This is a genomic window from Peribacillus deserti, from assembly GCF_016909175.1.
Taxonomy (GTDB): domain Bacteria; phylum Bacillota; class Bacilli; order Bacillales; family DSM-1321; genus Paraperibacillus; species Paraperibacillus deserti.
Genome location: NZ_JAFBFI010000010.1, coordinates 1 through 25472, shown reverse-complemented (window position 1 = coordinate 25472; position 25472 = coordinate 1). Strand labels below are relative to the sequence as shown.

Below are 25472 nucleotides of genomic sequence, written 5' to 3'. Positions count from 1 at the left end.
AGCTGGCGGGGTTTAATTTCCCTTCATATATACTTATTTACAAATTTCCCTTTCCCCGTAATCTCAACTGCTTTTTGCAGCACATGCATAGGAACCTGTTTGTTCCGTGTTGATTTGGCTATAAAAGGATAGGTATGGTTTTCTTCATCACTATTAATATCCGCGTAAAATTCGTTATCGTGTCTTCGCTCTTCTTGTTTCCGGTTCAAATCTACTGAAAAGACCGGTCTTGCTCCGCTGATATAGCTTTGAGCACTCTCTATTTCCCCTATTGTGCGGGCAGCATATTGAGAAGATTGAAAATCCGTCACTGGATTAATAGAAATCATTATATTCCCCTCCAAACTTTTGGTTATTCTAATAAGTATGAGTATGTATAGTAAACTTTTCTTTTTCTTTACCATGATTTATGTCTGTCGAAACCTTAATTTTTAAAAAAATAGTGATAGTCTTTAGATTTCTCATCTGATTTGTTATGATGAGGATTGACTGTTTTTAGAAAAAGAGGTTATTTTCAATGAAAAAGGCTTATAAACAAGACACATTGATAGATTTAGAAACTTATGGTCATGAAGGACTCCAGAGTGTCTATGATGATGGCCAAAAAGGAATGCTTGCTTGCAGCGTTTGCAGACAGGCTGTCAAGCTTTATCTTGGCATCGTTCAGGAACCTTCCTTTTTCCATTCCAATCATTCACAGGACTGTACGGAATCTATGGAAGTTTCTCTCTCTTCCCACGACGAGCCTAAAGAGGATGCTTACATAGAAAGAAACGGATTTAGAGTGCCAATATCGAGGTCGATTACACAAACTGCCGTCATAAAAACTCTTTGGAAACCAACTTCACGTATTAAAGATAATCCTCCTTTCCGATCAGCGGATAAGGAAAAAGGATTGTCTTCCTCTTCTTATTTAAAGCAATTAAGAGAATCAGGCATTGAATTAGATGCTCAGCAGACAGAGGCCGTTTCGGCTATTGAGGGCCCTGTGCTTGTCCTCTCCGGGGCAGGCAGCGGTAAAACGAGAGTACTTACCGTCAGAACCGCTTTAATGCTGACTGAACTAAATATCGATCCTGCAAGCATCATGCTGGTAACTTTTACTGCAAAAGCTTCCAGGGAAATGAAGGATCGTCTTAATAAATATCCAGGACTCACAGCGCAGCAAATAAACAGACTTGTCTGCGGGACCTTTCATAGTATTTTTTATAGAATTCTTCTATTCCATGAGCCGCAGAGATGGAACAAGGAATCTCTATTAAAACGGGAATGGGAAAAAGAACACATTATCAAACTGGCAGGTAAAGAAAGAAATCTGGATGAGAAGGAATTTCCTTTTGACAGCGCACTGCAGCAGATTGGATTATGGAAAAACTCCCTCCTTTTTCCTGAAGATATCAAACCCGAGGATGACTGGGAGGAAAAATGTGCTTTTCTTTATAAGAGATATGAGGAGTATAAAAATCAGCATCATAAATATGATTTTGATGACATGTTAATAGGCTGCTATTCTTTACTAAAAAGCAGCCCGGATATTTTGGATTTTTACCGCAGCCGTTTTAAATATTTTCTTATAGACGAATTTCAGGATATCAATACTGTCCAATATGAATTAATTAAGTTGCTTTCAAGCTCCACCCGGAACATCTGCGCCGTTGGGGATGATGATCAGTCTATCTATGCTTTCCGCGGAAGCAGTCCGGAATTTATCCTACATTTCGAAAGAGATTTTGAAGGAGCAAATGTAATTAAATTGACCAATAATTATCGGTCTGCCCACGAAATAGTCTCTACAGCCAACCGGATTATTACGAGGAATAAAAATAGGCTGGAAAAGAAAATGTCGGCCCAGCACAATAATGGAGCACCCCCCGTCCTATTTTTTCCTTTCGATGAAGAACAGGAAGCAACCATGATTGTTACCGACTTGAAAGAGAGAATTACAAGAGGTGAAAACCCAGGTGACTTTGCTATTCTTTATAGAACTCATTCTATGTCGCGGGCTATTTTTGAAAGGCTGGCTCACAGTAATCTGCCATTTGTTATTGACCAGGATGCAGAATCCTTTTACAGCCGCAGAATGGTAAAAGGGATGCTTGCCTTTTTAAAGCTCAGCCTTGATCCTGATGATACTGAGGCAGCTGCCGATATCCTGCCTTCTCTTTTCCTAAAACAGAATGTACTTCAGCAAATCAAAGCACAGTCCATATTAAATGATTGTTCTTTGCTCACTGCACTTTCAGAAGTTAAAACTGGATTTGCCTTTCAAGAAAAAAAGCTAAAAATGCTTCCAGATCAAGTCAGGCGTCTTAAGGATGTAAAGCCGTCTATTGCGCTGGAAATGGTTGAAAAAGATCTTGGATATCAGGACTTTGTTAAAAAGCGGGGAAATGAGGGCAGCTCTGCAGAAAAGGGCTCGGATGATGTTCGTGATTTGAAGGTGGCGGCAAGAAGGTTTCAAACAGCACGGGAGCTTTTAGATCATGCTGATCATATGAGGGCCATGAATACGGAAGTTAAAAAGCTGTCTAAGCATTTTCACAATGCGATACAGCTTACAACGATACACCGGGCAAAGGGCCTGGAATATGGGAAAGTCTATATTTTAGGTAATGTAGATGGCGGACTTCCCCATGACTATTCCTTGGATTCATACAGAAAAGGTGATCCTTCTCCCCTTGAGGAGGAACGCAGGCTTTTATACGTAGCAGCAACCCGGGCGAAAGACGAATTATTTCTCTCTGTACCTGAAACAAGGAGAGGCAAAACAGCAGCTCCTTCAAGGTTCCTCCAGGGGCTCAATAAAAAATAAAACGGGAAATGGGGGGATCCGCATTTCCCGTTTTTCTATTTTTTATTGTTCAGCATATTTGAGATGGTGTTGAAATCCAGCTGCTTGCCGTCTTTAGCAATTGAATCTACTATTTTATTTTCCAGCTCCGAATTGATCGGCTTATTTGCTATTTTTGACACTCTTTTAATAACGTTTCGTACCGTTTTTTCATCCTGAAAATTTGCTCCCTGCAGAGAATTCGCTAATTCTAGTATGTCCTTCATGTTTACCCCGGTTTTCTTTTCCAGATTCTTAAAGAAATTATTATCCATTTCTTCGCCCTCCTTCTCTGTATTCTTATCCTATGAGAGATCCTTGTTTTTGTGCTTTGTTTTTTTATTTATATGCCAATGTTAAAGTTCATTGTTAATTTTGGCACTATGTTGATCCTCGCTGCAGGCGCGAGACTCCTGCGGGAAAAGCAGGTCAAGGGAGACCCCGCAGGCGTATAACGCCGAGGAGGCTCCCGGACCGCCCGCGGAAAGCGAGTGCCTGAAGCGGAAACAACTGTTTTACAGAGCTATTTTTATAAAAAACTGGGTCCCTGTCCGCACCAAATTAAGTCATTTTTCATAATATGATGTGAAACCGTTAGAAAGGAGAAATACTATGCCCATTGAAAATGGTACGACTATTACAGGGATTTTAAAGAAGGTGGGGAAAAATTTCATTCAGCTGGAGGAGGATACTGTAACCCATATCATTCCTTTAGATAAAATAAAGAACGTCAATATTGACTGCGCGGCTCAGCTGTTAGGTGAAGAGCCGGCGGAGCCTGAAGAACCAGTTGAAGAACCAGGAGCTGCAGATCAAAAAAGCATTTTTGATTCAGCAAAACCATTTAGAGTGAAAGCTGCAGCAGAGGCAGCAGCAGCTGAGGAAGAGGAAGAAGAGGCTGCTGCAGTAAAAAAAGCCATGTTTGTTCATACATGTAAATTCTGCAGAAAGAATCACTTCCACTGTGATTGTGAATCTTCTTCAAGCAGCAGCTTCTCATCATCCTGCAGCTCATCATTTGGCCCTTCCAGCAGCTTTAAACATCATAGCTCATCAAGCAGTTTTAAACATCATAGCTCATCCAGCAGTTTTAAACACCACAGCTCATCCAGCAGCTTCAAACCTAGTTCATCCAGCTCTAAACACGATTCTTCAAGCATGATTTTTGACTCTTCAAGTATGAGCTCAAGCAGTCCAAAATCATCTTCCAGCTTTAAGTCGTCTGATTTTTCATCTTCCAGCTTTGGCTCATCATCTTGTTCTTCCTCAAGCTTCGGATCGTCTGAATCTTCTTCATCTGTATTTAAAAAGAAGAAAAAAGGCTTCAACGGAGCGGGCTATGGATTTGAGAAATTCAGTCCTCTTTCTAGAAATAAAAAGGATTTCCGCTCCTTCCTGAAGAAATTAGTCGGCTGTGTCATTACTGTGGAAACTCTACAATAATTAAGGCCAAAAAAAGTTCCCTCCATTTAGGCGGGAACTTTTTTTCAGCAAAAAGAAACGGAATGATTTCCATTCCGTTTTGTGTTCTGGCATTATCCATAGAAAGATGCTCCTACGATGATTAGAAGGATAAATAGAACAACGATCAAGACAAATGCAGAGTATCCTCCAGATCCGCCGCCATAGCCATAACCGCCGCAGCCGTAGCCTCCAAACATATATATCACCCCGCTTTCATATAGCTCATACATAGAATATGAATGCAGAGGTGTTTAGGTGTAGGACGTTTCCCTATTTTCTGGTACAAAATAAACTGGCTGCAGGTTTTTATTATCAGCCCTTTGGTTTAAAGAGTAAGGCTCCAATAAATCCAAAAATGATTGCAGCAGAAATGCCGGCACTTGTAACTTCGAACATGCCTGTTACTACCCCTACAAGTCCATGCGTTTCTGCTTCCTGCATCGCTCCATGGACGAGCGAGTTTCCAAAGCTTGTGATGGGAGTGGTCGCTCCTGCGCCGGCGAAATCCATTAATGGTTCGTATAATCCGAGCCCGTCAAGCACCGCTCCTATAACCACCATTAAACTGAGTGTGTGGGCTGGAGTAAGCTTAGCAATATCGAACAAGAGCTGGCCGATTACACAGAATGCTCCTCCGACAACAAACGCCCAAAAAAACATGGCTAGCATCAAATACCTCCTATTGTAATTCGTGTTGTCCCCCGAACCACATCATTTATTCTCATATTCAATAGCAACAGCATGTGCAATACACGGTATGCTCTGGCCCTGTTGAAAGGATAGCGGCGACAGCAATGCACCTGTTGCAACTACTAGAATTCGTTTAAATTCGCCCTGCTTCATTCTCTTTAATAAATGGCCATAAAACACGGCAGCAGAACAACCAGGTCCGCTTGCTCCAGAGAAAACTTCCTGGTCTTCTTTATAAATCATAAGTCCGCAATCACGGAATTTTTCTGGATCTAGTTTCACACCCTGTTTGGCCATATAATCCAGTGCAGCTTTCTGGCCGATCTGCCCTAAATCCCCCGTAACAATTAAATCGTAATGATCAGGACCAACCTCTAAGTCTTGCAGGTGCTTGATGATGGTATCCGCAGCTGCCGGTGCCATAGCCCCTCCCATGTTAAAGGGATCACTGAGTCCCATATCAATCACTTTTCCTATCGTTGCAGAAGTGACACAAGGATGATTTTCTTCTTCTTTATTTTTACCAATGAGAGCCGCTCCGGCAGCGGTTACTGTCCACTGCGCTGTCGGAGGCTTTTGGCCTCCGTATTCAGTTGGATATCTAAATTGTTTTTCCACAGCCGCATTATGGCTTGAAGCACCTGTAATTACATATTCTGCACCATCGTAATTAATGATGAAGGATGATAAGGCCAGCCCTTCCATGGACGTGGAACAGGCACCAAATAAACCTAGATAAGGAATGCCATGAGTGGATGCAGCAAAGCTCGATGGAGTAATTTGGTTTATAAGATCACCTGCAAGAAAAAACTGAATATCATCCTTAGACATCTGTTTTTTTTCCATCACTTTTCCAACCGCTTCCTCGAGCAGGAATTGATGGGCTTTTTCATAGGTTTCCTTCCCCATATATAAGTCATCATGAAGAATGTCAAAATCATCTGCTAAATGTCCTTTGGCTTCAAACGGGCCGCCCGATACTCCTGTAGTCAAGATGACTGGCCGGTTATTAAAAACCCAGGTATGTTTACCAGTAAGCATGTGTTTAACCTCCAATCATTCCAATAAGGGTTTTTATCAGTGCAACCACAAAGGCAGAAAAGACACCGAAGACAATGACCGAACCTGCCAGCTTAAAAATATTTCCTCCTACACCAAGCACATACCCTTCTGAACGATGCTCAATGGCCGCCGAAATGACCGCATTGCCGAACCCAGTAACGGGAACCGCACTGCCTGCTCCCCCAAATTGTCCTAAATGGTCATAAATTCCAAAGCCGGTTAAAAGCATTGAAATAAATATTAAGGTTGCAACAGTTGGATTTCCTGCGGTTTGTTCCGTAAAATTAAAAAAATAAATATAAAAATAGGTGATTGCCTGGCCAATTAAACATATAAGTCCACCCACCCAAAATGCTCTAATACAATTCATTAAAACTGGCCTTTTTAATTCATGTTTCTTCTGCAGCTGCTGATACTTTTGCTGGTCAGGATTTAAGTTTTTCTTTTTTGCCATATCCTTATCTCCTCTTTTAAGTTAATTCATCTTTCAATGTTTTAATTTCCCCGAAACGCTTTTCCGCTTTTTTCCTATCCATCTTTTTGCTCTCAAGCTTCTCGCCGAGCCTCACGATTTCAAGAAAGATCTTATAATCGCTTGATACAGAGAAGGTATAGTGCGGGTAGTTCTTTTCCAGCTTCTTTGTTAATTCTTTTTCAATTTTTTTCATTTGAAATCTCTGGCTATGCTTTACCTTATAGCTTACAAGGACCTCTTTATCTTTTCTGGCAACCGCCACATCATACGTACTGTCATCAGTCACGACCGTTTTTTTAATATCATTTAGCTCTCCCGTGTCTTTTGAGGATTTAGGTGAAATTAATATAGGAGCGGGATCGACCTTTTTAAATAGTGCTGTCCTGCTTTGTTGTCCGTCCTGAGAGCTGCATCCCGCCAGCAAAAGAACGGAAAAAAATGCAATCCAAAACCATCGTTTCCTGAATTGCTTCATCATTTTATTCACTTCCTATGTAAGAATGGTTTCTTAATCGCTGTTTTATTTTTAGTCAACAATCAGGGTATTATAACTAACGGTTCATGGAAGTTAATCCCATTAGCGAAAACCGTTCATTTTGTTTTGTTTAGAAGCAAACAAAAACCCGGTTATCCGGGTTTTGTAAAATAGCCATGTTCGGTTAGGAACTCATTCAATATACGGACAGCTTCTTGTACAGGCAAGGCTTCAGTATCAATGATAATTTCCGGATTTTTTGGTTCTTCATAAGGATCCGAAATTCCAGTGAAGGTCAGTATTTCGCCGCTGCGGGCTTTTTTATAAAGCCCTTTTGGATCTCTTTTTTCACATTGAGCCAGCGAACATTTTACATAAACTTCAATGAATTCCCCAGAATTGAACAAAGACCTTACTTTCATTCTGTCCGCTTCATAAGGAGAAATGAATGAAGCAAGAACTACACACCCTGATTCCATAAACAGTTTTGCAACCTCACCAATCCTGCGGATATTTTCAGTCCGGTCTTTACGGCTAAATCCCAAATCAGAATTTAATCCATGGCGGATATTATCACCATCAAGCAAGAATGTCGAGATACCCGCTTCATGCAGCGCTTTTTCCAGCGCAATTGCAATGGTGGATTTTCCCGATCCTGATAATCCAGTCAGCCATATAACTACGCCGCGATGTCCGTGCAGCCGCTCTCTGTCTTCCTTTTTTATCAGAGGCTGCTGCCATTGAATATGATTGGAATTGTTCATGTTTGCAGCTGTTAAGCCTCCTTTTAATTAATAATCATATTCCCCCTCAGGCCTTTCTTCCCGCTATCGCTTCATTCAATTTTCCCTTGAACATCGCTTTTACTTGGCGGATTTCATGTCGAAGTCCTTTCCTAAATCTTCTGGTTCCCATAGAGTTATGAACGCGATATTTAGTCAGCGGCACGTCGATATAAGAAAATGAATATTGTAAGGCTGTCCGAATCCAGAATTCATAATCCTGGGTATAGCTTAGTGCTTCATTAAACAGACCGCACCCTGCAAACACATCCTTGCTGAGGATTACGGTGCAGCCGTTGATTGGACAATGGGAGCGAAGCTTTTTAAGTAACAGCAAATCATCATGGTCATGCTGCCTTATTGGACCTGAAGTAACCAAACCGTTCTCGTCCATGGTATAAAAGGAAGTAAAAGAGGCTTTACTTCCTTTTTCTATCATGTGCTTTATTTGGATCTCAAGCTTTTCAGGTAAAAACTGATCATCGGAACTTAGCCAGGCAAAATAAGCGCCGCTGCATCTTTTGATGCCGGTATTTAGCGCACTGGCAGTCCCTCCATTGGGCTTATGAAGAAGGGTGATCTCTCCTAGAAAAGGATTGATCTTATCCAGGAATGTGTTTGATCCATCATTCACAACGATAATTTCTTTGTTAGGATACGTCTGCCTGATCGCACTTTCTATTGCCTTATCTATATAAGGGCAATTATAGAAAGGAATGATAATTGAAACCTTTGGGCTCTCTTGAGTCATTCTGCACCTCTTTGTTGTCCACGGAAATAATCCAGGATATCAGCAGCCGACTGCTGCAGAGAATAATTTGGCTTCCAGCCAAGGTTTAACATTTGCTGCAGGGATAGTCCTGGCTCTTGGTTAACAGATGGACTTGAGTCCTCCCTGGAAATACATGTAAAATCTATAGGTGTCAGTCTTTTAAAAATGCAAACCAGGTCTTTGATAGATGTAAGCACTCCGGAACCCAGATTGTACACATTTCCTGGCTGCCCTTTTATCAAGATTGCCATGTAAGCTGACACTGCATCCCTGACATCCAGAAAATCTCTCTTGGCTCCCAGATCATCTACATGTAAGATAGAAGGTTCTGTTCCAAATTCCATAGCTGCAATTTTCTTTCCGAAAACTGAACAAACTCCAGCGGATGGCCCGGGACCAATCAAATTCGTTGGCCTAACCATCATTACAGGCATTTGAAATAAAAGCTCCCAGGTTTGGGCTGTCATGATTTGAAGCGTTTTTGATATGGCGTATGGATGTTTTGGTTTATCTAAAAGAAGTGGATTATATTCCAGGGCTGAGCCTACAACAAGTGTCCGGGGGAACGGTTTTACCGAACGAATGGCTTCAAGAAGGTAAACCGTCCCCATCACATTGCTCCGGATGTATTCAGCGGGATCTTCCCAAGATCCCTGAACACTGTTCTTCCCAGCTAAGTGCAGGACATAATGAGGCTGAATTTTTTGGATTAATTCAGATATACTTCTTTCATCATTCAGATCACATATTTCCATACGAAAAGGGAGTGTTCTTGCTGAAGCGGTTCGTGAGAGGCCAACAACTTCAAAATCAGCATGGAGAAAAGCTTCACAGGCATGCTGCCCCGTAAAACCTGCTGCCCCAGTAATCAGCACTTTCTTTCTCTCAGCCATAACTATGCATCCAATTTTTTAATTCCAGCAGCATGGTCTGATAATCAGATGCTGAAAAATCAAAGTCAGTACGGGTATTTACTAAGGTACGGTCAATCATTTGACTATACTCAGGTTTTATTACGACATCCTTTTTCTCAAAGATCTTCTGAAAAAGAACCAGTAATTCATACTTAGAAACAACCTCTGGGGCCGCAAGATGGTATAGTCCTTTAATTTTCTGGCAGACTGCCGCCTTAATTGCTTTAGCTAATTCAAGTGTTGTTACACCGTTCCACAGGACCTTTTTATACCCGTTTATTTCTCCCTTTTGCTGCATAAACCATAAGAATAAACCGATGCCATTTTCCTTTTTTTCGGGTCCAATGATGGAAGTCCGAATGGTTAAGTGATTTCCATAAGCCACTTCCCCCAGTGCTTTGGTTCTTGCATAAACCGTGGATCCGTTCGGTACATCCGTTTCTTTATAGCTGCCTTCTTTACCGGAAAACACACAATCTGAACTGATATGAATCAGCTTTCCTCCATTTTTGTCTAATTCCCTGGCTAAAAAATGCGGCAGCAAGCTGTTGATCTTAATCGCATTTACAATGTTGCTTTCTGCAAACTGATTAAGCACCCCAATCGCATTTACTACAATATCCGGCTGCATGTCTTTGATAATATGAGCCAGCGCTTGAAAATTTTCTGCCTCTACATAAATAGAATTCGAATCATTGGGATCCCTAGACGTATAAAAAACCTGAAAATCATCCGACCTTTTAAAAAAATCTGTAATCACATGGCCTGCCATACCTTGTCCTCCAAGGACAAGAATTTTCATTCTAAAAACCTGCCTTTAACCAGCAGCTGCTTAATTTCATCCTTATTCATGAGCTCTTCACTAGAATCATAGTTTTCATGGCTGACAGGCTGGTAGCCGGCATAATGTTCTTTTAAACCAGGAATCGTTATGCAAGGGAGAATCACATAGTAATTTTCGTCATAAACGACCGTATTAACACTTTCATAATTAGAATATAAAACTTCATGGAGCTTCTCTCCCGGCCTTATGCCAAGCTCGGCTATTTCCACATCTTTCTTTCCAGAAGCATCAATTAATACCGAAGCCAGGTCTAAGATACGGCAGGTCGGCATTTTCATAACGAAGATTTCTCCGCCGAGACTTTCATAAGATGCTTTAAAGAGCAATTTAATGGCTTCTTCTATTGTTAAGAAAAAGCGTGTCATTCTCATATCCGTAATGCCTACTTTGGATTCTTCAGCAATCTGCTTTTTAAATACATGTATAACACTGCCGTTGGTACCCAGAACATTTCCGCCGCGGACACAAACAAATTTCGTCTCTGTTTTTAGAGTATTGGCATGGATGATCAGCCTTTCACCCATTGCTTTGGTAAATCCATAGAAATTGGAAGGATTGGCTGCTTTATCAGTAGAGATATACATAACCTTCTTAACCTTGTTAAATATGGCTGCTTCAATTACATTTTGCGTTCCAGTGACATTGGTCTTCAGCGCTTCTAGAGGCTGGTCCTCACATACAGGCACATGCTTCAAGGCGGCTAAATGGAATAGATAATCGACATCTTGGCATGCCTGCATTAGGCCGTCTTTCTCTTTAATATCCCCAATAATAAATTTAAGCTTTGAATTTGAAAACAGTCTTTGCATCGCCACCTGGCTGGATTCGTTTCTGGAAAAAACCCTGATTTCTGCTGGATCCTTTTCTAGCAGCTGCTTAACAAGCTCGTGCCCCCAAGATCCGGTGGCTCCTGTTATGAGTATCGTTTTGTTAGTGAACAACTCCTAAACCTCCTAATATAAATTTGACTACCTTTGCTGAAACAAATAAATCCGCATACCCTTCTGGATACGGCCATTCAGCCTCCTGGCTTACCATGGACTTTACTGCCTTCAGAATATTTTCTCCTTTAACCCCAGATACGACATTGCTGCCGCATTCCACTGTTTCGGGGCGTTCTGTTGTATTCCTTACTGTCACTGCAGGCACATGTAAAAGGCAGCTTTCCTCCTGGACCGTGCCGCTGTCAGTTAGCACGCAAAAGGCATTTTTTTGAAGCTTAATAAAATCAAATAATCCGAATGGTTCATAAAATTCTATTAAACGGTTTAATGCAATTTCAGGATATTGATTTATTTTTGATCTTGTTCTCGGATGAATGCTGCATATGATTCTTTTCTGGTAGGTTTCGGCTACCAGGTTCAGTCCTCGGATGATTTCCTTGAGGGGTTTTTCATAGTCTACATTCTCAGCCCGGTGAATGGTGGCAAGAAAGTAGTCGTTCTCTCGTAATGATAAATTCTCTAGAATCAAACTGTCTGCTATATCATTTTTATAGTGAGTAAGCACTTCGAAAATAGGGTTCCCCGAAACGAAAATACGGGTAGCTGGTACCCCCTCTTTCAACAAATTTTCTCTGCTCTTTGGAGTATATGGCAGATTAAATGTACTAACCGAATCAATTACCCTCCTGTTTTTTTCCTCTGGAACAGAAAGGTCATAGCATCTGTTCCCTGCCTCCATATGGAAAACAGGAATTCCCAGTCTCTCGACAAGCACCGCACTGAGCGCGCTGTTTGTATCACCTAACACAAGAACTCGATCAGGCTTTTCTTTAACAATGATTTTTTCCAGTTCTTCAAACATGCGCCCTAATTGTTCTCCTAAAGACTGGGTCTTTAAGCCGAGATGGTAATCAGGCGTTCTAATTTTCAGCTCCTGGAAGAAAACATCGCTCAAGGTGTGAGTAAAGTTCTGCCCGGTGTGAACTAAAATATGTGAGCCGGCATGCTGATCCAGCTTTTGAATAATAAGACTAAGACGGATGATTTCAGGTCTGGTTCCAAGAATGGTCATAATTTTCATGTCAGGCGTTGTTCTCCTTGTATTTAGGATTTTTTCAGTTTGCTATAACCTATGTTTCTCTGCTTGTACGGTATAGTTTGAATACCTAGAAATAGAAAAAAGGCTATTGCAAAGAATAAAAGTCTGATTTACGCTTATTACTAATAATCGGCAAGCGTGCCTACCCGTCTTCCCTGAATGATGTCCTGAAGGAACGTGACCAATTCTTTTGACCTCCGTTCAGTTGAATGCTTTTCTCTCACTAATTCATAGCCGTTATGAGCCATTTTTGTTCTTTCTTCTTCATGGTTTAAATAATAATAGGCTTTCTCAAGGATGTTAGAAGAATTAACAGCGGCAAATGTTTTTCCATCTATGAAACCCAGATCCTCCAATTCTTTGGAAGGAGTCGCTAGTAACAGAGTATTGCATGCAAGAGCCTCATAATATTTAAGAACAGGAAATCCCTCTATGGAATCGCAGGTGATCATCATCTTGGAACGGTTAATTGCCCTTGCGAAATCTTCCCCTAGCAGGAAGGCGGATTTCGAGCGGATATCCTTGTATCCAGGATGAGGCAAATAAACAAAGCCTGGCTCCTTTTTCATCTTTTCATACATGGCGGCTCTTTCCGGATAAATGTGGTCAAACAAGGCTCCTGCCATCAGCCAGTTTATATCTTTTGTGAGTGAATAATCCTTATATACATTCAGTGGAACATGATGCGGGAACCAAATCATGCGGTTACGAAATTGTGGAAAATACTTTAAGGAAGCCTCTCTGTAAATGGTAAAAATATATTTTATATTTTGTTTTTCTATATATTTGGCTCTAGCAGATTTTCGGTATTGCAGGTCGTGCATAAGGCAGCCATAAGGAATAGATGTTGAAGGCAGTCCATTTATGTATGGACTATAATCCGGTTTATAATCATTCATTAAAATAAAATGGGGCTGATGAGGTAAGCTTTGCAGCACATCCTGTATATCGCCGTCTTTATCCCAAATCATTAAATTTGTCTGCTTTGAGAGCTCCTCTATTAAATACTCCGTACTTTTTTCAGCTTTGTTAGTAAATCTTTTCGTGGTAAACAAAAGGTTAAAAGCATGACTCACATTAATTCCTCCTATTAAAAACAGGAGGTCCTTGCAACAGCAGGTACCTCCCAAATCTTTAAATCCGTGGAACTAGGCCGATTATTTTATCTATTGGAACCGAAAGATTGCCAACCCCTGCAGATCCTACCTGGTCAAAAATGATAAAGTCTTGGCCTACAAAAGTAATTACACCACCATTATATGCTTCGCTTGCTCCTTCATCGTCACCAATTATGATTTCGTCGATGATAATTTGTCTGCGAGAAAGGTAAACCAGATAATCTCTAAAAGAAAATCGTCTTGCTCTTCTACCATCTCCGAAACATCCTGGAAAAGTATGTGACATTCTGTAAAACTCCCTTCTTATTCTTTTATTGAGCTATTTACCGCTCTATCTTTTTATATGTTTTAAAAAAATAAATGTTTGGATGAGTACCCGTTTTTTGTATTTATTTAAAATAATGATGAACAAGCCTATGCATGGAGAATGGCTCTGTAACATTTCCATACAAATTTCTACTTTATGTAAAAAATTTTGAACTGAAATTTAATTAAGGTTATGTTATATAGAAGTTTTTTTGCAGATGTCTAAAGAGTTAGAAAGTCGCAAAGAAACTGCTGGATCGTTTAATAAGTGCATTTGAACTCACCGTAAGAAATTGTCCGATAAGGATCATTTTAAAGTCTCACCGTTTCCTATATAATAGAACGAATTTATTTAAGGCTCGTGTTTTGTTCCTTATATCTAAATAAAAAACTGCCTCTCCAAGAGAGACAGTACTTATGTTATTTCTTTTTCTTGCCGCATCCGCAGTCATCTTTTTTAATTTTTACTGGCTTTTGCTTTGCTAAAAATTTCTCGAGATGTGAATACGCTGCTTTTTTCTCCATATTATAATCCCCCTTATGGTATTTAATCTACATTATGACTCTCAAATCTTTCTTGTTTCATTTACTAGCCCAGCAGTTTCATGTTTATTACTTCAAGCAGAGATCCTATTGCAGCTACGGCGAAAATTAATATGAACGGATCTCCAAGAACCGGTATAAAATAATGAACCCCTAATAAAAAGGCACTGACCCAGATTCCTGTGCACCAGAAACAGCTTAACAGCTCTCCAATGAATTTCTTAGGCCCTTTATTTTTAGGTATTATATACACCTCTTCATTGCCGTGTTCATCTGTTTCTGTTATTTCATCAAAAAAAGGCGCTCTGATAAATTCGGTGATTTTGTCGAAAACAAGCAGCCTTGTTAATCTGAAAGAAGCCAAACCTATAATGAATAAAAGCCACAAATTCACGTCTAAAAGCATAAATGAAAACTCCTTAAGAAATAAGAAATTGAAAAAAATGGGCGAATGACTTATACCACCTTATCCTCATTTTCATAGTCTATAAATGAAAATATTAACTTTTACCAAGGAGGAGAAACCATGAGTTGCGGTTCCAATTTTGAAACTTCAAATTGTGTATGCGATACTTTATTAGCAATTGTTGAAGCGCAGGACCAAGTTAATCCTGAGACTGAAGCGAATTGTTCAACAAGCTGCAATAAATCTATAATTGAATTACTTGGCGGTGGAAAAATAGGCGGCGGAAGCCCCTTCAATACAATTCCGGTTATGATTACCAGCAAGAGCACCGGCCTTCCATTTGTTGGCATCGGGTTTCGCAGAGAACCCAAGCATAAAGGAACACCTTATACACAGCTGGTTCCATTTGAAACAACAGTCTTTAAAGCAGTAGATGTGGATGCCGAAAACTGCTGTGCAGTTCTTGAGATATTAACCACACCTTGCTTAATTGAAGACAGAAAGCATCTTGCTAAGGAAAACACTTTAGTTGGAAAGGTTCAGACCATTGTTGGTGACATTGACGAACCTTTACTATCTACTGGCATTTGTATTACTGTAGATCTTAGCTGCTTCTGCTCTGTAACTTGCCTGCCAGCAACTACAGTTATAAAAGCTGACGCTATGACAACTGAAGACCATGATCATGACCATGATCACGACCATGACGACCACGACCACCATAAGGATTAATGTTCACTTAGCACCTAACCTGAGGATAGCAGCCTCGGGTTTTTTTCCTTTGATTTGTTGATGTTGATTCATCCTATGACCAGGACCACAAGGATTAATATTCACTTAGCACCTAACCTGAGGATGACAGCCTCTGGGTTTTCCCTTTGATTTGATGATGTTGATTTTCCTATGTCCAGGACCACAAGGATTCATGTTCACTTAACACCTAACCTGAGGATAGCAGCCTCGGTTTATTCATTTGACTTGTTGATGTTGAGTCTCCTATGACCAGGACCACAAGGATTCATGTTTACTTAGCACCTAACCTGAGGATAGCAGCCTCGGTTTTTTTCATTAAATTTCGTTGATCGTGCTTCATCCTACTAGGATAGGGGTTCATCACTTAAATAAATAAGCCTACACCTAAAGTTGTCTGACCCTTACCTTTAGCGGAAGTTTCTCTTTTTCTAATACTATATATATGGCTTGTTTCATTGAAGTGTTTGGACAAAACACCTATTTTTCGGAAAAAAGATGGATAAGCAGTGCAAGTCCCCTTTAAATCGAAAGCCGCAAGAAAAAAAGAGTATTTCCTATAGAAAACACTCTTCATACAATTTAGGTTAAAAGTTTAAAAATGTAATATATTCAATATCCTCTTTTGTGGCTGCAATTAAATTAATGCCATAAGAAGGCCTTATATAGATCGTGTCGCCCTTCTTCTTTTCAATTTGTCCTCTAATAATTCTTCCATTAATTTTTATTTCACAAAAGGGTTTAGGCACAATTCTTGGGATTCTAATTAAATATTCAAGGAGCTCATCTGTCGACATATCTGTAAACTTCTTTGCAATTTTCTTGCGCGGTCCTTTTTTCTCTTCTTTTTCTGTCTCAAGTGCTTCACTGGTATGGACTACTCGGAACGTTACTTCTTCCTGCGCTGCATCAGTATGGCCATTTAACCCTTGAGGGTCTTCAACTGTGAGCTCCTGAGGCTCCAATAATTCAGGGATTTCTGTTGCTTTTGCTATGCTGATCACGTTAATTTCATCAATATCTTTTTCTTCTTCAGTTACAGTTACATTGTCAACTTGCAGCTCGGCTTCTATAACAGATTCATCTATATAGTCAATTTCAATCCCTGCTGGTAACTGCTGCGAGCTTTCGATCGCTTCTTCAGATTTAGCTGGGACACTCTGCAAAGTTTGTAATGGCCCTTGAATGTCTTCCACTTCAATTATTTCATCATGGTGTGTCTTTTTTATTCTAATCTCGGATTGAACTGAAGTTTTAGGCGGAGCCAGTTTTGGCTGAACTATATACATGAAAGGTTTTTGTTCTCGGACATCCTTCTTTTCCGTCATTACCTTCCCTCCTTACCTGAATATGCACAAAAGGGCATGCTTCTTCCTACATCCTATTCAGGGTCAGCTTATCCTATGACAAAAAGAAAAACGGCAGACCTCTAGTCTGCCGCCGTTTCAATATTATCTAGATAAAATATGATAACCCGAGTCTACATGGATATTTTCACCTGTTATACCGCGGGCCATGTCGCTGAATAGAAAGACAGCTGTATCACCCACTTCTTCAGGAGTAGTAGTCTTTCGAAGCGGTGAATGCTCCTCAATAACATTCAGGACGGAATTGAAATCACTAATGCCTTTTGCAGACAGCGTACGGATTGGCCCGGCTGAAATGGAATTTACACGAATGCCTTTTGGTCCCAGATCATTTGCCAAGTACTTAACGCTCGCATCAAGAGAGGCTTTTGCAACTCCCATGACATTGTAGTTGCTGACTACACGCTCTCCTCCCAGGTAAGTCAATGTAACGATACTTCCTCCCTCAGCCATTAACCCCTGTGCTTCTTTGGCAACGGCTGTTAAGGAATAAGAACTTATATTTTGAGCCAGAAGGAAACCATCCCGGGTAGTATTCATATATTCGCCTGTTAATTCTTCTTTATTAGCAAAAGCAATACAGTGGGCAATTCCATGGATTACACCTGCCTGCGCTTTAATTTCTTCAAAACACTTGCGGATGTCTTCGTCACTGGTTACATCACAAGGAATAACAAGGGATTTCCCCCCCTCCAAAGTGTCTGATAATTCACGGACACTTTTTTCAAGCCTTTCTCCTGCATATGTAAAAATTAATTTAGCCCCGGCCGTATGCAGCGAACGTGCAATCCCCCAGGCAATACTTCTTTTATTGGCAACGCCCATTACTACGTATGTTTTTCCTTCTAAAGAGAAGCCCATATGATATCCTCCTATTTTATAACAAGTTATTAGTACCTAGTCCTAAATTTATTATATACAACTTTTATAAAAGAAAAAAGCATTTTCGCTTTGAAGGTATTAATCCGCCAATTAATTAACTCGTGTTACGGTTCACTGGTGATTTTGGCATTTTGAGTATACACCGAGGAGGATCCCGGACCGCCCGCGAAAAAGCGAGTGCCTCTCGCTGCAATCAACAGCCAAGTTTAACAGAGCTTGAATTAAAAATCCGCAGGCCTGACCTGCGGATCATTTTAAATAACTTATAAACAGGGTTGCCATTCCGAAATAAATTAAAACACTTATAATATCATTAATTGTTGTTATAAAAGGGCCGGATGCAACTGCCGGATCTATATTCATCTTATGCATAATAAGCGGAATTAAAGAGCCAGCCAATGTAGCAACAAAAAGAGTGGCAATGATAGCTGTTCCAACAAGCAGTCCCAGGTAAAAATCATTTTGCCAGAAATACACAACAAAAGTGACCAGCACACCGCAGCTGAGGCCAATCAAGAGGCCCGTTCCGCCTTCTTTTGCAATCAGCTTCCATTTACTCTCGGTCCTCAAATCTCCAGTTGCAATCCCCCGTACAACGACCGCCAAGGCCTGTGTCCCAGTATTGCCGGCCATCCCTGCAATCAATGGCATAAAGACAGCCAGAATGGCTTTTTGGTTTAATGTATCTTCAAAACGGCCAATCAAACTCGCTGTAAACATACCCAGAAATAACAAAATAACAAGCCAGGGCAGCCTTTTTTTAGCAGCTGAGAAGGCACCTTTATCTGCATGGTCCATATCAGGCATCCCTGCAAGCTTCGAGTAATCTTCTGAAGCCTCTTCTTCCATTACATCCACAATATCGTCGATTGTAATAATCCCCATTAAATGATTCTGAAAATCAACAACCGGCATTGCCAGAAAGTCATAATCCCTCATTTTCCTTGCTACTTCTTCCTGGTCTTCACTTACAGAAACCGCTACAACCCGTTCACTCATGATTTCGTGGATCATCGTATCGTCATCGGCAACTATTAAATCTCTTAGAGAAATAACGCCTACCAATTTTTTGTCTTCATCTATAACAAATAGATAATAGATAATTTCAGCTTCAGGAGCTTCATTCTTTAAAATATACATAGCTGACCGAACTGTCTGATTTGCAGCAATAGCTACATATTCCGTAGTCATGATGCTTCCAGCCGTATATTCCTCGTAGTGAAGCAGCTCTTTGATTTCAGCTGCCGCTTCCTTGTCCATAATTGTTAAATAACTGATAGCCTGCTCTTTATCCAATTCATTTAATACATCTACCGCATCATCGGCATACATTTCAGAAAGCATATCCGCGGCATAGGCTGGACTCATTTCTGATAAGAAATCACTATATTCCTCTTCTTCTGATTTAAGATTTTCAAAAAGGGCAGCCATCTCTTCAGGAGACAGGTAATGATAGACCTTTGACCTTAACTCCTCCTCAAGCTGGCCAAAGAATTTAGCCTGATCGTACGGGTGCATTTCCATAAATTCATTACGAAAGGAATCAATATGGCCATTCTCCAGCGCATCCAGCATCATTTTTTCTTTAGTCTGCTCCTCTAATCTCTCCTTCTGTTCAGCCATCACATTCCCCTCCTCTCATAAACACACGATTCTAAGTTATTGTCTATATCTTCAATATGAATTATTGCGAAATTATTTAATCTGCCAGGAAGTTTATCTACCATCTGTACTTACGTTCGTCAGCAGACTTCTCCTGCCGAACTTTAAAAAAGGACGGTGCTCACGACCCTCTCGGATGATCAGACCGTTTTTTTTGGCCAAACGTACTTTTTTACAATACCAAATAGTCATCCAGGATAAAAACCTCACGCTAAGATATTATAATATTTATAACAAAAACGGAAGCTGCTTTTTTACAGCATCCAGCATATGGCTCTTATGAAAGAGAATATATTATCCTTTTAGGAGGCAAAAGAGTGAAAATCGATATCATCGGAGACATCCATGGCTGCTTTGATGAATTTTACCGGCTTACTGTTAAACTTGGCTACCGGTGGGAAGACGGACTGCCTAAACATCCCGAAAACAGAAAACTAGGTTTTGTGGGAGACCTTACGGACAGGGGACCTGAATCACTAAAGGTTGTCGAAGTAGTCTGGCAGCTAGTTATCAATCACAATAACGCTTACTATGTACCCGGAAATCATTGTGATAAACTTTATCGATTTTTCAAAGGCAATAACGTAAAAATCGTTCATGGTCTTGAAACGACTGCAGCCGAATACGAAAGCCTGCCAAAACCAAAAAAGCAAAACATAAGCAGTAAGTTTAGGGAGCTATATGAAAAGTCACCTTTGTACCAGGTCCTCGATAGGGGCAAATTAATTATCGCCCATGCTGGCATACGTGAAGATTTCATAGGAAAAGCAAATTCCAAAGTTAAAACGTTTGTCCTATACGGAGATATCAAAGGGCAAACCAATCCGGACGGCACACCTGTCAGGCGGGACTGGGCTAAGAACTATATGGGAGAGGCTCTCATCGTATATGGTCATACCCCAGTTAAAACAGCTAGAATTGTGAATAATTCATACAATATCGATACAGGTGCCGTTTTCGGCGGAGAGCTCACATGTCTAAGGTATCCTGAACGGACACTAGTATCCGTACCATCCACCATGCCGTATATACCGGAGAAATTCAGAGAAATAACCTAGTGCATGGATTGATGGCTTTAAGTCAAAAAAACGGCTAAAAAATCCACAAATTTCATTGACATCCCTTCAAAAAATATGGTATTATATAAAATTTGTTAGAAAGTGAAATATGTGATATAATTAACAAAGAAGGTAATTTGGAGGTGGATTCTTTGTATCAAGTAGGAGATAACATTGTATATCCAATGCAAGGCGTGGGTGTTATTCAATCGATGGAAGAAAAAGAGATTCTTGGCAAGAAGGAGCAATATTTCATCATTGTATTCCCGGTGAATGATATGCAGCTGATGATTCCTGAAAGTAAAATCTCTACCTCAGGTGTTCGTTTTGTTGCCGACTCACCTGCTATGGATAACGTCTTAACTATATTTAAAAACGGCGAAAGGGATACTTCCCTGTCTTGGAAACAGCGATACAAAACAAACATGGACAAAATGAAAACAGGCAATTTGCAGGATGGCGCTGAAGTTGTCCGCGACTTGATGCTCGTCAACAAAGAAAAGGCACTGAACCCGAGCGAAAAACAAATGCTCGAAAAAGCACGCAAGTTCTTAGTCAGTGAGCTTCAATTCATTAAAGGAATATCCAATAACCAGGCTGCAGAACTTCTAAACACAGCTTTATAAAATGGATACACCTGAACTTCATACGCAATAACCGGCAGACCTCTATCTCATATGGTCTGTTTTTTTGTATATAAAAATGGAGGAATTTCAGCTAAGCCGGCATGATAAATTGTGTTCAAAAAAGCAGCGTTTTTCGCAATAAATGAGCCGCTGCCTCTTTGGTACTTTCTGCTATTGATTTAGTTGCAGCGCCGCATCAATTACACTGTTAAAAAAAATGAGCGCATTTTAGAATTAAATGCGCCGATCTTCAAAATATGCGCCAAAACCGAATATACCCACATCAATTCGGTTTGGTTCTATTAATTGTACCGCAATTCTACTTATTTATTGCTCAGCTAAATCCATCATCTGAGCGCTGCCCCAGCACCGAATAAACCACGAAACTGGAACAGCAGCACAAACCTAAATAGTCAGCTCCTGCTCCGTAAATCCTCAATCAATGTTTTCATATCCTGGGGCAGTTCTTTTGTAAACGTTAACTCTTTTTCTAGAAAGGGATGGTAAAAGGCTAGCTTACTGCAATGGAGTGCTTGTCTTTTAATATGCTTCCGGCTTCCTCCATACAGATCATCACCCGCTAGAGGATAACCGATGTGTGACATGTGGACTCTAATTTGGTGAGTCCTGCCTGTCATGAGCTTAAGTAAGATATGAGTGGCACAAGGAAGCTTTTCGAGGACCTCAACGGTTGTACAGGCTGGTTTGCCATCTTCTCGTACTTCTCGCTCGATAATGCTTGTCTCTTTTCTGCCAATAGGCGCATTGATCATCCTGGTTGATTCCGGAATAACTCCTTCGACGATTGCTTCATAATATCTATTAACAGAGCCTTTTTTTTGCTGCTCACTCAATAAATGATGTACGTGTCGATGCTTGGCTACGAGCATAATTCCCGATGTGTCTCGATCGAGCCTCGTTACTATATGGATGGTGGACGAGATGTTAGTTCTGTCATAATAACCAGCAAGTGCATTGGCAATGCTTCCTGCCGGCCGGTCTCTTGATGGAATTGTGTTCATTAAAGGCGGCTTAGAAATTACTAGCAGATAATGATCTTCATAGATAATATCAAGCGGCAGGTTTTCTTTTGTTAAACCCGCGCTTATTTGTTCTTTAGGAAAAATCACTTCTATCCTGTCATCTGTTTTTAATACATAACGGACCGTCACTTCTTCTTGTCCGACTAAAATGCTGCCGCCGTTATACTTTATATCTGTCAGTGATGACCTTGATATATGCTGTTCTCCCAAAAAATCACGAAGCAGCTTTCCACTATCACATTCCTGGACTGTCCATTCCAGACTAAATGGCGTTCCAGTCATCTTCTCCTCGGGCATGGCCACTTATACCTACTCCCTAATAAATGAATCTGTTACCCTCTTCCAGAAAGGAAATGGTCTGAAACGGGCAAATCGAATTTTTTCTGCTGCCACTCTAAATTGAATGGATTTAACATCCTTATGCAAAAGAGTTAGATGATCTACCGTAATTTGAAAGTCTACATCATTAACAGGCTTTAACATGCAGGTATGATGTGCCGGGAGGACAAGCGGAGACCCGACTGTTCTGAAAACCCGGTTATTTATAGATGCCATCTCCGCAAGCTGAATGGCCGGTATGGAGGGGTGTAATATCGCTCCTCCTAATGCTTTGTTGTATGCCGTGCTCCCTGATGGTGTGGAAATACACAAGCCATCACCTCTGAAAGTCTCAAAATGCTGGCCGCGGATTTCTACATCCATAACCAGCGTGCCTTCAACTGATTTTACAGTTGATTCATTCAAGGCGAGATATCTTGATTCTTTACCTGCATGCTGATAGCGGATAATAACCTCAAGCAAAGGATATTCAACAACCTGAAAAGGTGTTTTCGCCACGGCGATAACCAGTTTTTCCACTTCATCCGGAGTCCAGTCCGCATAAAACCCTAAATGGCCTGTATGTACTCCAACAAATGCTGTTTTGTCCAGCCTGTTCTTATAACGGTGAAAGGCATACAGCAATGTTCCATCCCCGCCGACAGATATTACCATATCCGGCTGGTTTTCATCATATTGTAAATCAAAATCGTTAAGGTATGTCCGCATCTTATGCATAAGCGTATTTGATTTGGAATCGCCTTTCGATGTTATTGCATACTTCATGGACTCCCACCCTTCAATGTAATCAATTTATTCTTGGTTCTTGCTGTCTGTTTTTCTTAAAAACTCCCTTTGTGCTTCTTTTATCTCTGAACGTATTAACGACATTTCTTCATCAAGCCAGAAAGCAGCTTCTGCTGCCCTTTGCAGGCGCATTTTTATATCCTGAGGAAACTGGCCTTTATATTTATAGTTTAAAGAATGCTCTATTGTTGCCCAAAAATTCATAGCCAATGTCCGGATTTGAATTTCTGCCAGTATCTTTTTTTCCCCGTTAATGGTTTGGACAGGGTACTTGATCACAACATGATAAGATCTATACCCGCTTTTTTTCTTATGAGAGATATAATTGCGCTCTTCGACAATTTCAAAATCATTTCTCTTTCTTAGAAGCTCAACGACTCCTTTAATGTCATCAACGAATTGACACATCATCCGGAGTCCAGCGATATCTTGAAGCTCGCTGCCCAGTTTTTCAAGGGGAATGTTTTTTTGGTTTGCTTTGTCCAGTATACTTGCTATCGGCTTTACCCTTCCAGTCACAAATTCAATTGGTGAGTGGCTGTTTTCCAGCTCGAATTGGCTTCTCATGCCTCTCAACTTTACCTTTAACTCTTCTACTGCCTGTTTATACGGGGATAGAAATTCGTCCCAGTGCTTCATATACCCACCTGCCATTATACCCATTCTATTTCTTTTCTTTTCGCTTTTTACATTGTTAACAGCAGCTAATTAGACGGTATTATTTTACCATATCCTTATCTTGTTTCATAAGGATTGATGTTTCTATTTCTGAAGGGGATAATGTATATGGCTTACCCTATATTTAATGTCCGGAGGAAATCACATGAATCAGGAGCTGGAAATAGAGTTTAAAAATCTGCTTACCCAGAAGGAATTTAAACATACGGTTCAACACTTTGGTATTTCAGAAAAAGATTTTATCGTCCAGGAAAATCATTATTTCGATACGCCTTCTTTTCAGCTAAAAGAAAAGGGATGTGCACTTAGAATCCGCCATAAAAAAGGAAACTTTACACTCACCTTAAAACAGCCTGCTGATCATGGCTTACTGGAATCCCACGAACCATTGGCAGAAGAAAAAGCAGGAAATATCATTAAAGGCGGCGTTATTCCAAATGGAGCTGTTTATCGGATTATTCAATCATTGCATATTAATCCAGTTGAACTGGAGTACTTTGGAACTCTTAGAACGGCTAGAGCGGAGGTTCCATACAAAGCTGGGATCCTTGTATTTGATCATAGTACTTATTTAGGAAATGAGGATTATGAATTAGAATATGAAGTGCAGGATTTCAAAAAGGGAGAAAGCAATTTTTACCAATTATTAAAAACACTAAACATTCCTGCAAGAGCAGCCGAAAATAAAGTTAAACGATTTTATCAAGCAAAATTTGGCCGTTAGAGCTTAATTATAGAATGTATAAATTGACAGGCGGTGATTCCGTGAAGATTCAGGATTTGCAATCCTTACTAAATATTCATTCCCTTCAAAATTTGTCCGGAAATCAATCAAAAAACGGCGCTGAATCCACAACAGCCGGCTTATTTCAGGAGTTATTAGGAAGTTTTTTAAACGAACAAAGCAAAGATCCATCACAAGGCAGTTCCATGCTTGGAAAAACATTGAATACTCTGGAAAATATTATAGAGATGGTTGAAGAAAAAACACAAGTCAGCCATGCATTAAGCTTTTCTCCTTCTCTGCCTCCTCTGATGGCACCAGTTAAGTTAAAAGAGTCTGCAAACGGGAAATTTGATTCGATCATCGATGAAGCATCTGCTTTATATAATATTCCCTCAAAGCTGATTAAAGCTGTTATCAAACAGGAATCTAATTTTGACCACCTTGCATCAAGCCCTGCTGGTGCCTCGGGATTGATGCAGCTTATGCCTGGGACAGCCCGGGAGCTCGGCGTAAATAATATTTTGGATCCTTATGAAAATATCATGGGGGGAAGCAAATATTTGCGCAAGATGCTTGATCAATATAACGGAAACAATGAATTGGCTTTGGCAGCCTATAATGCCGGTCCGGGAAATGTGAATAAGTACAACGGAATTCCCCCTTTTAAAGAAACTCAAAACTATGTAGCAAAGGTCATGAATTTCTATAACGCTTAATTAAGATGCCCGCCACCCTTGAACTGTAACCCCTAAAATGGACAGTTTAATAAAAAGGCCCTATGCTGCTAATAAATGATCCCGGTATTGTACCGGGGTCATTTTATTTAATCC

29 protein-coding genes are annotated in these 25472 nt (G+C 40.4%); 7 read left to right on the top strand and 22 right to left on the bottom strand.

Annotation, left to right across the window (positions count from 1 at the left end):
* Positions 1-23: 23 nt before the first annotated feature.
* Positions 24-329 (bottom strand): hypothetical protein, encoded by a 306-nt coding sequence (locus tag JOC77_RS11825; RefSeq protein ID WP_204543520.1) that lies wholly within the window; start codon positions 327-329, stop codon positions 24-26.
* A gap of 188 nt (positions 330-517) precedes the next feature.
* Between JOC77_RS11825 and JOC77_RS11820 the strand changes: the two genes are divergently transcribed.
* Complete coding sequence (locus tag JOC77_RS11820; protein ID WP_204543518.1) at positions 518-2812, top strand: ATP-dependent helicase; 2295 nt, start codon at positions 518-520, stop codon at positions 2810-2812.
* 35 nt (positions 2813-2847) lie between these two features.
* Here the strand turns inward: JOC77_RS11820 and spoVIF are convergent, their stop codons facing one another.
* Positions 2848-3105, bottom strand: a complete 258-nt coding sequence (gene spoVIF / locus JOC77_RS11815) for a sporulation-specific transcription regulator SpoVIF (protein ID WP_204543516.1) — start codon at positions 3103-3105, stop codon at positions 2848-2850.
* Between the two features lie 337 nt (positions 3106-3442).
* Between spoVIF and JOC77_RS11810 the strand changes: the two genes are divergently transcribed.
* Positions 3443-4273, top strand: coding sequence for a hypothetical protein (locus tag JOC77_RS11810; protein ID WP_204543514.1), 831 nt, complete (start codon positions 3443-3445; stop codon positions 4271-4273).
* Between the two features lie 92 nt (positions 4274-4365).
* Here the strand turns inward: JOC77_RS11810 and JOC77_RS21610 are convergent, their stop codons facing one another.
* From JOC77_RS21610 to JOC77_RS11740, 14 genes are all read right to left on the bottom strand, one after another.
* A complete protein-coding gene (locus JOC77_RS21610; protein ID WP_204543512.1) occupies positions 4366-4491 on the bottom strand; it encodes a YjcZ family sporulation protein in 126 nt (41 codons plus the stop codon).
* A gap of 115 nt (positions 4492-4606) precedes the next feature.
* Positions 4607-4963 (bottom strand): stage V sporulation protein AE, encoded by a 357-nt coding sequence (gene spoVAE, locus JOC77_RS11800; RefSeq protein WP_204543506.1) that lies wholly within the window; start codon positions 4961-4963, stop codon positions 4607-4609.
* A gap of 42 nt (positions 4964-5005) precedes the next feature.
* Positions 5006-6025 (bottom strand): stage V sporulation protein AD, encoded by a 1020-nt coding sequence (gene spoVAD / locus JOC77_RS11795; RefSeq protein ID WP_204543504.1) that lies wholly within the window; start codon positions 6023-6025, stop codon positions 5006-5008.
* A gap of 4 nt (positions 6026-6029) precedes the next feature.
* Complete coding sequence (spoVAC, locus tag JOC77_RS11790; RefSeq protein WP_204543502.1) at positions 6030-6500, bottom strand: stage V sporulation protein AC; 471 nt, start codon at positions 6498-6500, stop codon at positions 6030-6032.
* A 16-nt stretch (positions 6501-6516) separates the two neighbouring features.
* On the bottom strand, positions 6517-6999 hold the full coding sequence (locus JOC77_RS11785) for a sporulation protein (protein ID WP_239558727.1): 483 nt from the start codon (positions 6997-6999) through the stop codon (positions 6517-6519).
* Between the two features lie 149 nt (positions 7000-7148).
* Complete coding sequence (gene cysC, locus JOC77_RS11780; protein ID WP_204543501.1) at positions 7149-7760, bottom strand: adenylyl-sulfate kinase; 612 nt, start codon at positions 7758-7760, stop codon at positions 7149-7151.
* A 46-nt stretch (positions 7761-7806) separates the two neighbouring features.
* Positions 7807-8529, bottom strand: a complete 723-nt coding sequence (locus tag JOC77_RS11775; RefSeq protein ID WP_204543499.1) for a glycosyltransferase family 2 protein — start codon at positions 8527-8529, stop codon at positions 7807-7809.
* A complete protein-coding gene (locus tag JOC77_RS11770) occupies positions 8526-9443 on the bottom strand; it encodes an NAD-dependent epimerase/dehydratase family protein (RefSeq protein ID WP_204543497.1) in 918 nt (305 codons plus the stop codon). The genes JOC77_RS11775 and JOC77_RS11770 overlap by 4 nt, the downstream gene beginning before the upstream one ends.
* Complete coding sequence (locus JOC77_RS11765) at positions 9436-10266, bottom strand: dTDP-4-dehydrorhamnose reductase family protein (RefSeq protein WP_204543495.1); 831 nt, start codon at positions 10264-10266, stop codon at positions 9436-9438. The genes JOC77_RS11770 and JOC77_RS11765 overlap by 8 nt, the downstream gene beginning before the upstream one ends.
* Complete coding sequence (locus tag JOC77_RS11760; protein ID WP_204543494.1) at positions 10263-11249, bottom strand: polysaccharide biosynthesis protein; 987 nt, start codon at positions 11247-11249, stop codon at positions 10263-10265. Before JOC77_RS11760 ends, JOC77_RS11765 begins: the two co-directional genes overlap by 4 nt.
* A complete protein-coding gene (gene wecB, locus JOC77_RS11755) occupies positions 11239-12333 on the bottom strand; it encodes a non-hydrolyzing UDP-N-acetylglucosamine 2-epimerase (RefSeq protein ID WP_204543492.1) in 1095 nt (364 codons plus the stop codon). Before wecB ends, JOC77_RS11760 begins: the two co-directional genes overlap by 11 nt.
* A 140-nt stretch (positions 12334-12473) precedes the next feature.
* Entirely contained in the window at positions 12474-13427 is a 954-nt protein-coding gene (locus tag JOC77_RS21735) for a glycosyltransferase family protein (protein WP_204543490.1), read from the bottom strand.
* Positions 13428-13485: 58 nt separating this feature from the next.
* Positions 13486-13755, bottom strand: a complete 270-nt coding sequence (locus tag JOC77_RS11745; protein ID WP_204543489.1) for a hypothetical protein — start codon at positions 13753-13755, stop codon at positions 13486-13488.
* A 609-nt stretch (positions 13756-14364) separates the two neighbouring features.
* On the bottom strand, positions 14365-14724 hold the full coding sequence (locus tag JOC77_RS11740) for a DUF1360 domain-containing protein (protein WP_204543487.1): 360 nt from the start codon (positions 14722-14724) through the stop codon (positions 14365-14367).
* 120 nt (positions 14725-14844) lie between these two features.
* On the opposite strand from JOC77_RS11740, the gene JOC77_RS11735 reads away from it, so the two are divergent.
* Positions 14845-15456, top strand: a complete 612-nt coding sequence (locus JOC77_RS11735; protein WP_204543485.1) for a CotY/CotZ family spore coat protein — start codon at positions 14845-14847, stop codon at positions 15454-15456.
* Positions 15457-16061: 605 nt separating this feature from the next.
* On the opposite strand, the gene JOC77_RS11730 is transcribed toward JOC77_RS11735, so the two are convergent.
* From JOC77_RS11730 to mgtE, 3 genes are all read right to left on the bottom strand, one after another.
* On the bottom strand, positions 16062-16802 hold the full coding sequence (locus tag JOC77_RS11730; RefSeq protein WP_204543483.1) for a CotO family spore coat protein: 741 nt from the start codon (positions 16800-16802) through the stop codon (positions 16062-16064).
* Between the two features lie 123 nt (positions 16803-16925).
* The gene (gene fabI, locus JOC77_RS11725; RefSeq protein ID WP_204543481.1) at positions 16926-17702 is read right to left on the bottom strand and encodes an enoyl-ACP reductase FabI; all 777 of its coding nucleotides are present in this window, start codon (positions 17700-17702) and stop codon (positions 16926-16928) included.
* Between the two features lie 270 nt (positions 17703-17972).
* Entirely contained in the window at positions 17973-19346 is a 1374-nt protein-coding gene (mgtE, locus tag JOC77_RS11720; RefSeq protein WP_204543479.1) for a magnesium transporter, read from the bottom strand.
* Positions 19347-19702: 356 nt separating this feature from the next.
* Between mgtE and prpE the strand changes: the two genes are divergently transcribed.
* Positions 19703-20443 (top strand): bis(5'-nucleosyl)-tetraphosphatase PrpE, encoded by a 741-nt coding sequence (gene prpE / locus JOC77_RS11715; RefSeq protein ID WP_204543477.1) that lies wholly within the window; start codon positions 19703-19705, stop codon positions 20441-20443.
* A gap of 137 nt (positions 20444-20580) precedes the next feature.
* Positions 20581-21069: a CarD family transcriptional regulator gene (locus JOC77_RS11710; protein WP_204543475.1), complete on the top strand. Its 489-nt coding sequence runs from the start codon at positions 20581-20583 to the stop codon at positions 21067-21069.
* A 413-nt stretch (positions 21070-21482) separates the two neighbouring features.
* Here the strand turns inward: JOC77_RS11710 and JOC77_RS11705 are convergent, their stop codons facing one another.
* The 3 genes from JOC77_RS11705 to yjbM are packed head-to-tail and all read right to left on the bottom strand — an operon-like array spanning position 21483 to position 23876.
* Positions 21483-22409, bottom strand: a complete 927-nt coding sequence (locus tag JOC77_RS11705) for an RluA family pseudouridine synthase (RefSeq protein ID WP_239558733.1) — start codon at positions 22407-22409, stop codon at positions 21483-21485.
* A gap of 12 nt (positions 22410-22421) precedes the next feature.
* On the bottom strand, positions 22422-23216 hold the full coding sequence (locus tag JOC77_RS11700) for an NAD kinase (RefSeq protein ID WP_204543473.1): 795 nt from the start codon (positions 23214-23216) through the stop codon (positions 22422-22424).
* A gap of 27 nt (positions 23217-23243) precedes the next feature.
* The gene (yjbM, locus tag JOC77_RS11695; protein ID WP_204543471.1) at positions 23244-23876 is read right to left on the bottom strand and encodes a GTP diphosphokinase; all 633 of its coding nucleotides are present in this window, start codon (positions 23874-23876) and stop codon (positions 23244-23246) included.
* A gap of 184 nt (positions 23877-24060) precedes the next feature.
* Between yjbM and JOC77_RS11690 the strand changes: the two genes are divergently transcribed.
* Both JOC77_RS11690 and JOC77_RS21605 read left to right on the top strand, forming a co-directional pair.
* On the top strand, positions 24061-24639 hold the full coding sequence (locus JOC77_RS11690) for a CYTH domain-containing protein (protein ID WP_204543469.1): 579 nt from the start codon (positions 24061-24063) through the stop codon (positions 24637-24639).
* 41 nt (positions 24640-24680) lie between these two features.
* Complete coding sequence (locus JOC77_RS21605) at positions 24681-25358, top strand: lytic transglycosylase domain-containing protein (RefSeq protein WP_338047218.1); 678 nt, start codon at positions 24681-24683, stop codon at positions 25356-25358.
* Positions 25359-25472: the final 114 nt, after the last annotated feature.